This is a genomic window from Reyranella sp. (assembly GCF_030651995.1).
In the GTDB taxonomy this organism is placed as follows: domain Bacteria; phylum Pseudomonadota; class Alphaproteobacteria; order Reyranellales; family Reyranellaceae; genus Reyranella.
In genome coordinates, this window is sequence record NZ_JAUSBN010000021.1 from 21338 (window position 1) to 32563 (window position 11226).

The 11226-nt window shown below is 65.8% G+C and carries 14 protein-coding genes; 4 read left to right on the forward strand and 10 right to left on the reverse strand.

The genetic code is table 11. From position 1 onward, the window contains the following. Positions 1-59 precede the first annotated feature (59 nt). From purQ to purC, 3 genes are all read right to left on the reverse strand, one after another. Positions 60-752 (reverse strand): phosphoribosylformylglycinamidine synthase subunit PurQ, encoded by a 693-nt coding sequence (gene purQ / locus Q7V45_RS04900; RefSeq protein ID WP_296332655.1) that lies wholly within the window; start codon positions 750-752, stop codon positions 60-62. Between the two features lie 148 nt (positions 753-900). Then, entirely contained in the window at positions 901-1143 is a 243-nt protein-coding gene (purS, locus tag Q7V45_RS04905; protein WP_304847904.1) for a phosphoribosylformylglycinamidine synthase subunit PurS, read from the reverse strand. A gap of 9 nt (positions 1144-1152) precedes the next feature. Next, positions 1153-1917 carry a phosphoribosylaminoimidazolesuccinocarboxamide synthase gene (gene purC / locus Q7V45_RS04910; RefSeq protein ID WP_298313592.1) on the reverse strand — a complete coding sequence of 255 codons (765 nt, stop codon included), beginning with the start codon at positions 1915-1917 and terminating at the stop codon, positions 1153-1155. Positions 1918-2057: 140 nt separating this feature from the next. Here purC and Q7V45_RS04915 point away from each other — a divergent pair, with 140 nt between their 5' ends. Then, complete coding sequence (locus Q7V45_RS04915; RefSeq protein WP_304847911.1) at positions 2058-3176, forward strand: ferritin-like domain-containing protein; 1119 nt, start codon at positions 2058-2060, stop codon at positions 3174-3176. A gap of 51 nt (positions 3177-3227) precedes the next feature. Here the strand turns inward: Q7V45_RS04915 and Q7V45_RS04920 are convergent, their stop codons facing one another. From Q7V45_RS04920 to Q7V45_RS04940, 5 genes are read right to left on the reverse strand one after another with little or no spacing between them, the layout of a single operon-like run. Next, positions 3228-3668, reverse strand: a complete 441-nt coding sequence (locus Q7V45_RS04920; RefSeq protein ID WP_304847914.1) for an endonuclease domain-containing protein — start codon at positions 3666-3668, stop codon at positions 3228-3230. A gap of 42 nt (positions 3669-3710) precedes the next feature. Beyond that, the gene (locus Q7V45_RS04925) at positions 3711-4415 is read right to left on the reverse strand and encodes a bifunctional 2-polyprenyl-6-hydroxyphenol methylase/3-demethylubiquinol 3-O-methyltransferase UbiG (protein ID WP_304847917.1); all 705 of its coding nucleotides are present in this window, start codon (positions 4413-4415) and stop codon (positions 3711-3713) included. Between the two features lie 6 nt (positions 4416-4421). Beyond that, positions 4422-5459: a glycosyltransferase family 2 protein gene (locus Q7V45_RS04930; RefSeq protein ID WP_304847920.1), complete on the reverse strand. Its 1038-nt coding sequence runs from the start codon at positions 5457-5459 to the stop codon at positions 4422-4424. 20 nt (positions 5460-5479) lie between these two features. After that, a complete protein-coding gene (locus Q7V45_RS04935; RefSeq protein WP_304847923.1) occupies positions 5480-6013 on the reverse strand; it encodes a hypothetical protein in 534 nt (177 codons plus the stop codon). Beyond that, positions 6010-6861, reverse strand: a complete 852-nt coding sequence (locus tag Q7V45_RS04940) for a MaoC family dehydratase N-terminal domain-containing protein (RefSeq protein ID WP_304847926.1) — start codon at positions 6859-6861, stop codon at positions 6010-6012. Before Q7V45_RS04940 ends, Q7V45_RS04935 begins: the two co-directional genes overlap by 4 nt. A gap of 113 nt (positions 6862-6974) precedes the next feature. Between Q7V45_RS04940 and Q7V45_RS04945 the strand changes: the two genes are divergently transcribed. Continuing rightward, a complete protein-coding gene (locus tag Q7V45_RS04945) occupies positions 6975-7301 on the forward strand; it encodes a DUF1476 domain-containing protein (protein ID WP_304847929.1) in 327 nt (108 codons plus the stop codon). Between the two features lie 49 nt (positions 7302-7350). On the opposite strand, the gene purB is transcribed toward Q7V45_RS04945, so the two are convergent. After that, positions 7351-8676 (reverse strand): adenylosuccinate lyase, encoded by a 1326-nt coding sequence (gene purB / locus Q7V45_RS04950; protein ID WP_304847933.1) that lies wholly within the window; start codon positions 8674-8676, stop codon positions 7351-7353. Positions 8677-8728: 52 nt separating this feature from the next. Here purB and Q7V45_RS04955 point away from each other — a divergent pair, with 52 nt between their 5' ends. After that, positions 8729-9526, forward strand: coding sequence for an HAD family hydrolase (locus Q7V45_RS04955; protein WP_304847936.1), 798 nt, complete (start codon positions 8729-8731; stop codon positions 9524-9526). 1 nt (position 9527) lies between these two features. Here Q7V45_RS04955 and Q7V45_RS04960 read toward each other — a convergent pair whose 3' ends face one another. Next, positions 9528-10160, reverse strand: a complete 633-nt coding sequence (locus Q7V45_RS04960) for a family 16 glycoside hydrolase (protein ID WP_304847939.1) — start codon at positions 10158-10160, stop codon at positions 9528-9530. Positions 10161-10262: 102 nt separating this feature from the next. On the opposite strand from Q7V45_RS04960, the gene Q7V45_RS04965 reads away from it, so the two are divergent. Continuing rightward, the gene (locus Q7V45_RS04965) at positions 10263-11135 is read left to right on the forward strand and encodes a fumarylacetoacetate hydrolase family protein (RefSeq protein ID WP_304847942.1); all 873 of its coding nucleotides are present in this window, start codon (positions 10263-10265) and stop codon (positions 11133-11135) included. Positions 11136-11226: the final 91 nt, after the last annotated feature.

Genomic DNA, 11226 nt, shown 5'->3' on the forward strand with positions numbered 1-11226 from the left:
TGACGGGCGGGTTCTTTTCCGGGGCGACGGTCACGACACGTCCTTCATCAAAGCGGGCCTCACGAGAGCGCCTCGACCATGCCCTCGAACAGGGCCTTGCCGTCGGTGCCGCCGAACATCGGCTCCACCGCATTCTCGGGATGGGGCATCAGGCCCAGCACCGTCTTGGTGTCGTTGAAGACACCGGCGATGTTGCTGCTGGAGCCGTTGGGATTGCCGCGTCCGTCGACGATCGAGCCGTCGGGGCCGCAGTAGCGGAAAGCGATCTGGCCGCGATCCTCGAGCCGCTTCATCGTGTCGGCGTCGGCGAAATAGTTGCCCTCGGCGTGGGCCACCGGCACCTTGATCACCTGGCCCGCCTGGTAGCGGTTGGTGAACAGGCTCTGGCTGGTCTCGACCCGGAGGTGGACGTCGGCGCAGACGAACTTGAGGTGCGAGTTGCGCATCAGGGTGCCCGGCAGCAGACCCGCCTCGGTCACGATCTGGAAGCCGTTGCAGATGCCCAGCACCGGCACGCCCTGCGCGGCCCGCTTCTTGACCTCGGCCATCACCGGTGACTGTGCGGCCATCGCGCCGCAGCGCAGATAATCCCCATAGGAGAAGCCGCCCGGCACCACGATCAGGTCGACCTTCTCGAAGTCGCCGTCGCCGTGCCAAACCATCTGCGGCCGGCGCCCGGTGACCAGCTCGATCGCCTGCGCCACATCGCCTTCGCGATTGGAACCGGGGAAGACCAATACAGCTGCTTTCATCTCCGTCCGTCCATACCAGCAAGACCCTCACCCTGAGGAGCGCGCGCAGCGCGCGTCTCGAAGGGTCGGCAACAAAGGCGGTGCGCGTTCCCATCCTTCGAGACGCGGTCCTGCGGACCGCTCCCCAGGATGAGGTTGTTCGGCTTCATCAGCCCACCAGTTCGATCGAGTAGTTCTCGATCACCGTGTTGGCGAGCAGCTTCCTGCACATCTCCTCGACACGGGCCCTGGCCTTGGCCGCGTCGGTTTCGGCCAGTTCCAGTTCGATGAACTTGCCCTGGCGCACGTCGCCGACCTCGGGGAAGCCCAGCCGGTTCAGCGAATGTCCGATGGCCTTGCCCTGCGGGTCGAGCACGCCGTTCTTGAGGGTCACGTGGACTCTGGCTTTCATGTCGCCTCTTTACTGCAGCGTGGTGGGGCCGCGCACGTCGCCCGGTCCCTGGTCGATGAGGATGCCGAGGCGCCGCGCCACTTCCTGGTAGGCTTCCTCGACCTTGCCGAGGTCGCGGCGGAACCGGTCCTTGTCCATCTTCTCGTTGGTCCGGAGGTCCCACAGGCGGCACGAATCGGGGCTGATCTCGTCGGCCAGCACGATCCGGACCATGTCGTCCTCGTAGAGGCGGCCGAACTCGATCTTGAAATCGATCAGCTTGATGCCGCAGCCGAGGAACAGGCCGAACAGGAAATCGTTCACGCGCAGGGTGAGCGCCACGATGTCGTCGAGGTCCTGGGGCGTCGCCCAGCCGAAGGCAGTGATGTGCTCCTCGGTGACCATCGGGTCGCCCAGCGCGTCGTTCTTGTAGAAGAACTCCATGATCGAGCGGGGGAGCTGCGTGCCCTCCTCGACGCCGAAGCGCTTGGCGAAGGAGCCGGCCGCCACGTTGCGGACTACAACTTCGAGCGGGATGATCTCGACCTGCCGGATGAGCTGCTCGCGCATGTTCAGGCGGCGGATGAAGTGGGTCGGCACGCCGATTTCCCCGAGCTTGGTCATCAGGAACTCGGAGATCCGGTTGTTGATCACCCCCTTGCCGGTGATCACCCCCTTCTTCTGGTTGTTGAACGCGGTCGCGTCGTCCTTGAAGTACTGGACGATCGTCCCGGGTTCGGGCCCCTCGAACAAGGTCTTGGCCTTGCCCTCGTAGATGCGGCGACGGCGGGACATGTCTTACTCCTGCGCGGGCGATGCGGATCGCCCGCCGTTCGGGCGGAATATGGCGGAAACGCCATGCTCCGGTACTGGGGAAAAATCCATTGAAAAAGGTGACGGGGCCGTCATATTGATCTCGGAACAGGAGGCCTCACATGGCCCAGCAAATCACTTACGACAAGGCCTATGACACGGTTGGACGGGAGGATTTTCCGGCAATGCTGGAAGTTCCCCGCTATGGACGCCGCACGGATGCCTTCGACGGCATCATTTCGGCCACCCACGACCATTTCTGGGACCCGTTCGACAAGAGCTATATCGATTTCGACCAGCCCTTCGACATGGCGAAGACGCCGATCATGCCGCTGGACACGGTCGTCGAGCTGAAGAGCGCGGTGGCGGACCGGCTGGACGAGGGCCAGAGGATCGGGCTCGGCAACGACGTCATGCACTGGTCGATCTCCAACCTGCTGCACGGCGAGCAGGGGGCGCTCTCGCTGTCGGCCAGCCTCTGCCACATCCTGCTCGATCCGGGCGCCCAGGAATACGCCGCCAACCAGGCCCGCGAGGAGGCCCGGCATGTCGCAGGGTTCACGCGCTATATCGGCCGCCGCTGGGGGGCGCCCCTGCCGGTGGGCAAGACCATCGCCACCGTTCTCACCGATCTGGTGACGACGGAGGAGGTCTACAAGAAGATCGTCGGCATGCAGATGCTGATCGAAGGCATCGCCATGGGCTCCTTCGCGACGCTCAATGCCAAGACCAACGACCCGGTGCTGCGCCGGCTGGTCCAGCTGGTGATGAGCGACGAGGCCTTCCATCATCGCTTCGGCCGGATCTGGGCGTCCCGGACGATCCGCCATCTCAGCGAGGACGAGCACAAGAAGGTCGAGGACTGGGCGGCGCAGATTTTCCAGACGCTGCTGTTCAACCTGATCAACGCCGAGCAGAAGCAGGTCATCTACGCCAAGTACGGGCTCGACTGGCAGTGGGTGCGCGACGCGATGAAGGAAGTCTTCACCGACGAGGACCGCCGCGCCAACCTGAAGGAAAGCACCAACATCTTCCGGGTGCTGATCAAGACGCTCCTCCATGCCGGCATCATCACCTCGCGGACCGCGCCGCTCTACGGCGTCTGGGTCGACATGAAGGAACTCGAAGCCGAGGGCGACGGCATCCCCGGCGACATCGTCGCCGAGGAGATGATGGTGACGCTCCGCGAGATCAACGCGAAGCGCAAGCGCATCGTCTCGAAGAACGTGGTGGCGGGCTGACTTTCATATTCCTCTCCCCCGATAGGGGGAGAGGTTAGGTGAGGGGGTGAGTCACCGCTCCTTCAACGCTGCTTCGATTGCGATCCAGATGCCCTCCGGACTCTCGAGAACCTCAACGGCCCAGAACCTCAGTACGCGCCAGCCACGACTCTCCATGAACGCGGTCCGACGGGCGTCACTCTCCTGCTGAAACGCGTGTTGCTCGCCATCGATTTCGACGACCAGTTTCGCCGACAGACAGGCGAAGTCCGCGAAGTAGGGCCCGATCGGATGTTGCCGGCGAAACTTGATGCCTGAAGTACGACGATCGCGGAGCAGTTCCCAGCAGACCTTTTCGGGTTTCGTGCCGTCCCGCCTAAACTCGCGTGCCTTCGTTATTCGCGCGCTGCTCATGGCGGGCATGAAGAACAATGTCTGTGCCGATTTTAGGGCTGTGCGTGACCCCCTCACCCAGCCTCTCCCCCTATCGGGGGAGAGGAGTCTGAGAATCATATTCCTCTCCCCCGATAGGGGGAGAGGTTAGGTGAGGGGTGACTAAGGCTTCCTTGCCAGCACGAAGCACGAAAGGCCGGCGAGGCGGTTCCAGGGGAACAGCGGGAGTTCGGCGACGCAGATCGCGGTGAGGATGCCGTTGGTGACGGCGCCCTGTTTCTTCAGGCTGCTGCGCGGCTCCGTCGTGTTGCGGTCGGCCAGGCGCACCGCGGCGGCGAGCGGGAAGACCAGGCCGAAATAGTAGCTGCCGCGCACGATCTCGAGGCCGGCATCGCGCAGCGCGGCCTCGATCCCGGGCAGGCGGTAGCGGCGCTTGTGCTCGAGGAAGACGTCGTGGCCGCTCCACAGGAACTCGAAGGCGGGCACCGTCACCAGGAAATGTGCGCCGCTCGGCACCTTCTCCGCATAGTGGCGCACCAGCCAGCGATCGTCGTCGACATGCTCCAGCACGTCCATCATCAGCACGAGGTCGCAGTCGGTCGGTCCGATGTCGCGGCGATAGCGCACCGGTTTGCCGCCGACGTTGTCGTCGCGGTCCGCGGCATAGCCGATGTCGACGCAGAGCGCGCTCTCGGCCGGGGTTCGCTCGAGCAGATGGCGCGAGAAGAAGCCCGAGCCTGCGCCGACGTCCAGCAGCCGCTTCGGGGCCAGCGAGCCGACGGCGCGGCGCAGCGCAGCCGCCTTCGAGCGGTAGTACCAGTGGCTGCCGATGCCCGCGCCCAGGATGTCTTCTTCCTTGAGGTCCATCGACGGTCAGGTCACCGGCGGCTTCGGGGGGGCATCCTCATAGACTCCCTCGACGACATAGATCGGGCGAGCCTTCACCTCGACGAACAGGCGGCCGAGATATTCGCCGATGATGCCCAGCGACAGGAGCTGGATGGCGCCCATCAGAAGGATGGCGATCAGCAGCGAGGCGTAGCCCGGTGTGTCGACACCGAAGATCAGCACGCGGGTGACGATGAACAGGGCATAGAGCACCGCCACCGTGGCGATCACCAGGCCGACATAGAACCAGGCGCGCAGCGGAGCGGTGGAGAAGCTCACCACGCCGTCGATGGCGAAGTTCCACAGACGCCAGAAGTTGAACTTGCTCGTGCCGGCGACGCGCTCGGGCCGCTCGTAGGGTACGCCGACAGAGTTGAAGCCGACCCAGGCGAACAGCCCCTTCATGAAGCGGTTGCGCTCGGGAAGCTGGCGCAGCACCTCGACGGCGCGACGGTCGACCAGGCGGAAGTCCCCGACATTGGGCGGAATGCGCACCGGCGACATGGAATTGAACACCCGGTAGAACCAGCCCGCCGAAACCCGCTTGGCCGGCGTATCGGTGTGGCGCGCGGAGCGGATTCCGTAGACGATATCGTAGCCCTCGCGCCACCGCGCGATGAACGAGCCGATCAGCTCGGGCGGGTCCTGCAGGTCGATGTCCATGGGGACCAGGATGTCGCCGCGGGCATGGTCGATGCCGGCAGTGAGGGCGGCCTCCTTGCCGAAGTTGCGCGACAGGTTGACGATGCGGAGACGGCGGTCGGCGCGGCTGTGATGGAACAGGCGCGCGAAGGTGTCGTCGAGCGACCCGTCGTTCACGAAGACGATCTCGAACAGGACTCCGTCACGCTCGAGCAGGGGCACCACCGTGGAGAGAAAGAGGTCGATCGTCTCTTCCTCGTTGAACACCGGCACGACCAGGGACAGCAGAGGATCGACCGGGCGTCGTGCCCGCTGGGCGGCAAGCTGGTGTTCCAGCGCCGCATCCTTGTCGATCACGAAGGGGAGGGATTGCTCGGGCACGAGGGTCGCGGCGACGAGAGCTAGGCCACCGTCTCGACGGTGCCATTGAGATCCATGATGCCAAGCTCGACGATGAGCTGCGGCTGGCGCTTGTTGGCCTGGTCGCGGAAGGCGCGCAGCCCCTGACTCAGCATCTCGGTCTCGAAGGCACGGTCGGTCTTGATCCGATCGCCATAGGCGAGGGCGGCCGCCCCGCAGTCGCGATGGGCCATGCCGATCAGGCGCTTCACGTTGTGCAGCTGGACCGAGATGTCGAGGTTGGCCTCCCAGGCGGCACGCCATTCCTGGAAGATCGGGGCCACCGCGGCGATCGGCCCGCCTGCAATGTTGAACTGGCTGTACTTGTTCTGCCAGCCGCGCGAGGTCATGTATTTCCACGTGTCCGTGGTGAAGCGCGGGTCGATGCACTTCATCAGCATCGCCTCGTACCCGTCGTCGATGGCCAGCGCCGGGCCGGCAGCCGCGACGGCGGCGGCGCCGAGACCGAAGCCGATCAGGTGTCGGCGCGAGAGGGCGGCGAGACAGCCGCAGCCGGCATGATGCTTATGGGTCATCGGAAGGTGGCCTTGCCCTGCTGTGCGAGACCGCCGGTGGGATCGGCGATCCATGTTGCGATCGAGCCGTCCGGTTCACGCCGTCCGTGAACGCCGAGAGCGGCGCCGCCGAACACCGGCGACAAGGCGCGGAACTCGAAACTCTCGACCACCTTACCCGGGTTGGAGCGCCGCGCCAGTTCGATCTGCAGCATGCCCATCAGCGGACCGTGCACGATCAGACCGGGATAGCCTTCGACCCCCGTCACATAGGGCTGGTCGTAGTGGATGCGGTGGCCGTTGAAGGTGAGGGCGGAGAAGCGGAACAGCAGCACCGGGTCGGCCAGGATGGTCCGGCTCCAGGTCGCATCGGCCGGCGCCGGCCGGGGCGGCTTGGGCGCCTCGCCCGGCTTTGCGGCCTCGCGATAGACGATGTCGTGCTGCTCGACGAAGGAGAGGCCGCGGGGGCCCGAAATCGTATGCTGCACGGTGACGAACACCATCGATCCGGTCGAGCCGGTCTTGGGCTCGACCGACTTGATCTCGGAGAGCCGCCGAATGGTCTCGCCGACGCGGATCGGCTCGCCGTCGAAGGAGAAACGGCTGCCGGCCCACATGCGGCGCGGCAGCGGCACCGGCGGCAGGAAGTCGCCGCGCTCGGCATGGCCGTCGGGGCCGATCTTCGACTGAGGCGCGACCTCCAGGAAGTAGAGCCAGTGCCAGAGCGGCGGCAGGGGATCGCCGTTCTTCGGGGCGGGATCGTCCTTCTCGTCGAAGGTCGCGGACAGGGCGCGGACCGGAAAGGGGGCGGCGAGATCCTCCACGGACTGCGTCCGGCCGATCCAGTCCTTGAGTTTTTCCAGCGACATCTTGGGTTTCCTCTCTGCAGGGCGTGACACTGCCACTGCGAACGCAGGGTGGAAAGACGGTGTCGCGATCGCTATATACCGCCCCAACGAGATATGCCCAACGGGAGCGGCCGATGACCACGTTCGACGATCGCGAGAAAGCCTTCGAAGCCAAGTACGAGAATGACGAGCAGGTGAAATTCAGGGTCAACTCGCGCCGCAACAAGCTGCTGGGCCTCTGGGCCGCCGGCCTTCTGGGCAAGACCGGAGCCGACGCCGAGGCCTATGCCAAGGAAGTCGTGATGGCCGACTTCGAGAAGCCGGGCGATTCCGACGTCATCGACAAGCTGATGAAGGACTTTGCCGCCGCCGGCAAGCCGATGGAAGAGCACGCCATCCGTAAGCAGTCCGAGCAGCTGGCCGATGACGCCAAAAAGCAGATCATGACGGAAGTCCGCTAGGGCGCGTCGCTCAGACTCCTCTCGCCTGTCGGGGACAGGAGTCGGACTTCTAGCCAAACACGCGCTTGAAGATCGTGTCGACGTGCTTGGTGTGATAGCCCATGTCGAACAGCGCGACGAGTTCGTCATCGGCCAGGAACTCGCGGATCTCTCTGTCGGCGCGGCACAGCGCCACCAGCGAGGCGTTGCCGCGCCAGGCGTCCATGGCATTGCGCTGGACGGCGGCGTAGGAGGCCTCGCGGCTCATGCCTCTCTGCGTCAGCGCTAGCAGGATGCGCTGCGAGAAGACGAGACCGCCCAGCGAATCGAGGTTCGCCTTCATGCGGCCGGCATGGACCACGAGCTGCTCGACGATGCCGGTCATGCGGCTCAGCGCGAAATCCAGCGTGCCGGTGGCGTCCGGCGCGATGTAGCGCTCGGTCGAGGAGTGCGAGATGTCCCGCTCATGCCACAGGGTCACGTTCTCCAGCGCCGGAACCACGGCTGAGCGCACGACGCGGGCGAGGCCGGTGACGTTCTCGCTCAGCACCGGGTTGCGCTTGTGCGGCATCGACGACGAGCCCTTCTGGCCGGCCGAGAAGAACTCTTCGGCTTCGCGCACCTCGGTGCGCTGCAGGTGGCGGATCTCGGTGGCCAGGTTCTCCAGCGAGGAGGCGACGACGCCCAGCGTCGCGAAGAAGGCGGCATGGCGGTCGCGTGGGATCACCTGGCTCGAGACCGTCTCGACGGCGAGGCCGAGCTTCTTCGCCACATGCTCCTCGATCCGCGGATCGACGCTGGCGAAGGTGCCGACGGGACCGGAGATGGCGCAGGTCGCGATCTCGGCGCGTGCCGCCACCAGCCGCTGGCGGTTGCGCACGAAGGCCGCGTAGTGGCCCGCGAGCTTCACACCGAAGGTCGTGGGCTCGGCATGGATTCCATGACTGCGGCCGATCGTGAGCGTGTCTTTGTGCTCGAAGGCGCGCTTCTTCAGGGCCGCCAGCAGCTTGTCGACGTCGTCCAGCAGGATGTCGGCGGCCTGGGTGAGCTGCACGGCGAAGCCGGTGTCGAGCACGTCGGAGGAGGTCATGCCCTGGTGCACGAAACGCGAGTCGGGGCCAATGAACTCGCCCAGCCAGGTGAGGAAGGCGATGACGTCGTGGCGCGTCACGCGCTCGATGGCGTCGATCTTTTCGACATTGCCGGCGGGGTCGGTGTCGAGTGCCTCCATGGCCTTCCGGCCGCCGTCCCGGATCGCCTGAGCGGAGGCCTCGGGAATGATGCCCGCCTCGGACATGGCGTCACACGCATGCGCCTCGATCTCGAACCAGATGCGGAAGCGGTTCTCCGGGGCCCATATGGCGGCCATCTGCGGCCGTGAATAGCGCGGGATCATGACCGGGCTTTTAGCGCCCGAAGGCCTCGGTCGCCATGTTAGAAGACGACGCATGGAACCGCTCGAGAACTGCCCCCGTGAGACCCTGGCCGCCATACGCGGGATTCTGACCGACATCGACGACACCGTCTCCAGCGACGGGACGCTGACCGCCGAGGCCTATGGCGCGTTGCAGGCGCTGAAGCGGGCCGGTCTTCTGGTCGTGCCGGTCACCGGCCGGCCGGCCGGGTGGTGTGACCACATCGCCCGCTTCTGGCCGGTCGATGCCGTGGTCGGCGAGAACGGCGCCTTCTGGATGTGGCATGATCGCAGCCAGAAACGCCTGCGCACCCGCTTCATCCAGTCCGAGGCCGAGCGCGCGGAAGGCCGGCGGCGGCTGGAAAGGGTGCGGACGGAGATGCTGCAGGAAGTCCCCGGCGCCGGCATCGCCTCCGACCAGCCGTATCGCCTGGCCGACCTCGCCGTCGATTTCTGCGAGGACGTGCCGCCGCTGCCACCCGCGGACATCAAGCGCATCGTGGCCATCTTCGAGCGCCACGGCGCCAAGGCCAAGGTGAGTTCGATCCACGTCAACGGCTGGTTCGGCGATTACGACAAGCTCACGACCAGCCGCTCGATGATGCAGGAGCTGTTCGGCATCGACCTCGCGGCCGAGAAGGCGCGCTATGTGTTCTCCGGCGACTCGCCCAACGACGCGCCGATGTTCGGCTATTTCCCGAACGCTGTCGGCGTGGCCAACGTGGTGGACTTTGCCGAGCTGCTGGAGCATCGGCCGCGCTGGGTCACGAGATCACGCTCCGGCGACGGGTTCGTCGAGCTGGCGAACGCGCTGCTGGCGGCGCGCCGCTAGCTCAGCGCGAGGGCGGCGGGCCGATCAGCAGGGAGCCGTAATGGGTGACGCTGTCGCCCTGGCTCCACACCCCTACGGGCCCGGGCTGCATCAGCGAGCGGTCGTTGACGTCGAACAGCTTCTTGCCATCGAGAGCCACCTCGATGCGGTCGCTGACCGCGATCACCCGGAGCGAGTGCCACTGCCCGAGCGTCACCGGCGCTTCCTTCATGCCGAGCTGGCTGCGCTTGCCCTTGTCCATGCGGTAGAGGCGGACCGAGTTGTCGCGGGCATTGGCCCGCACGACGTAATAGTCGTTGGCGCTCTGGGCACGGAACATGAAGCCGGCCACCTGGTCGCGCGACCCCGAGATCGGCTTGAAGCGCAGGGTGGCGTCGAAGTCGCGGCCGGACGCCTGCTCGGAAATGCAGAGCGGGAAGCGCTGATCGGTCGGGTCGGGCTCTCTCTCGACAAGGGCCCAGCCGCCCGGGCCGTCGGGATCGGCGACGGCGCGCCAGTCGGCCGGCCGGCCGATGCCGGTCTTGCCCTGGGTGCAGCCGACCCGGCCGTCTGGCGTGGTGAGCGGAACGACGAGCTGCGCCGAGGCGGGCAGGGCGGCGAAGAGCAGAGGGAGGAGCAGGAGGAGGAAACGCATCGGCGGAGACTAGCAAAAAAAGCGGCAAGCTTGACCGAAGATGCGGGAGGGAGGACTTTACGCGCGGCCGTATTTCGGACGAAATCTTCAAGGGGGAAATTCATGCGTCTTTGCACCATCCTGAGCGGCGGCAAGCCCGCCGTCGGCGTCAAACTGGGCGACGGCAAGATCGTCGATCTCAGCAAGCAGATGCCGCGCGGGCCGAAGTCGGTCGTCGAGATCCTGGCGGGCGGCAAGAAGCTCCAGCAGGCGGTGCTCAAGGCCTGCGCCAAGCCCAAGGCCGGCGCCACCGTGTCGGAGAAGTCGGCCAAGTACCTGACGCCGATCCCGGCGCCCGGCAAGATCCTCTGCATCGGCCTTAACTATCGCAAGCATGCCGAGGAGACCGGCAGCCCGATCCCGCAGTATCCGGTGGTGTTCACGCGCTTCAACAACACGCTGGTGCCGCACAAGGGCAAGATGCTGGCGACGACGCATTCCAAGGAGTTCGACTGGGAGGCCGAGCTCACCATCGTGATCGGCAAGAAGTGCCGCAACGTGCCGAAGGAGAAGGCGCTCTCGGTGATCGCCGGCTACGCCTGCTTCAACGACGGCTCGATCCGCGACTGGCAGCGCAAGTCGGGCGGGCAGTTCACGCTGGGCAAGAATTTCGACGGCACCGGCGGCTTCGGCCCGGACATCGTGACGCCGGACGAACTGCCCAAGGGTGCCGCGCCGCTGCGCATCATGACCCGCGTCAACGGCGTCACCATGCAGGACAGCAGCACCGACGACCTGATCTTCGACGTGCCGACCCTCGTGCACGAGCTCAGCAAGTGCATGACCCTCGATCCGGGCGACATCATCATCACCGGCACGCCCTCGGGCGTGGCGATGGCCCGCAAGCCGCAGCCCTGGCTGAAGCCGGGCGACGTCTGCGAGGTGGAGATCGAGGGTATCGGCATCCTGAGCAACACGATCGCCCAGGGCGCGTAAGCGTTTCAGGTCGTTCTTGAGATCAAGCGGCGGCTCCGCAAGGGGCCGCCGTTTTGCTGTGAGGATAGCGCGGCCCGCCGGCGCCTATAGC

Excerpts from the sequence above, each read along its gene's own strand:
- purQ (WP_296332655.1), bottom strand. The coding sequence starts at position 752 with ATGAAAGCAGCTGTATTGGTCTTCCCCGGTTCCAATCGCGAAGGCGAT.
- purS (WP_304847904.1), bottom strand. The coding sequence starts at position 1,143 with ATGAAAGCCAGAGTCCACGTGACCCTCAAGAACGGCGTGCTCGACCCG.
- purC (WP_298313592.1), bottom strand. The coding sequence starts at position 1,917 with ATGTCCCGCCGTCGCCGCATCTACGAGGGCAAGGCCAAGACCTTGTTC.
- Q7V45_RS04915 (WP_304847911.1), top strand. The coding sequence starts at position 2,058 with ATGGCCCAGCAAATCACTTACGACAAGGCCTATGACACGGTTGGACGG.
- Q7V45_RS04920 (WP_304847914.1), bottom strand. The coding sequence starts at position 3,668 with ATGATTCTCAGACTCCTCTCCCCCGATAGGGGGAGAGGCTGGGTGAGG.
- Q7V45_RS04925 (WP_304847917.1), bottom strand. The coding sequence starts at position 4,415 with ATGGACCTCAAGGAAGAAGACATCCTGGGCGCGGGCATCGGCAGCCAC.
- Q7V45_RS04935 (WP_304847923.1), bottom strand. The coding sequence starts at position 6,013 with ATGACCCATAAGCATCATGCCGGCTGCGGCTGTCTCGCCGCCCTCTCG.
- Q7V45_RS04940 (WP_304847926.1), bottom strand. The coding sequence starts at position 6,861 with ATGTCGCTGGAAAAACTCAAGGACTGGATCGGCCGGACGCAGTCCGTG.
- Q7V45_RS04945 (WP_304847929.1), top strand. The coding sequence starts at position 6,975 with ATGACCACGTTCGACGATCGCGAGAAAGCCTTCGAAGCCAAGTACGAG.
- purB (WP_304847933.1), bottom strand. The coding sequence starts at position 8,676 with ATGATCCCGCGCTATTCACGGCCGCAGATGGCCGCCATATGGGCCCCG.
- Q7V45_RS04955 (WP_304847936.1), top strand. The coding sequence starts at position 8,729 with ATGGAACCGCTCGAGAACTGCCCCCGTGAGACCCTGGCCGCCATACGC.
- Q7V45_RS04960 (WP_304847939.1), bottom strand. The coding sequence starts at position 10,160 with ATGCGTTTCCTCCTCCTGCTCCTCCCTCTGCTCTTCGCCGCCCTGCCC.
- Q7V45_RS04965 (WP_304847942.1), top strand. The coding sequence starts at position 10,263 with ATGCGTCTTTGCACCATCCTGAGCGGCGGCAAGCCCGCCGTCGGCGTC.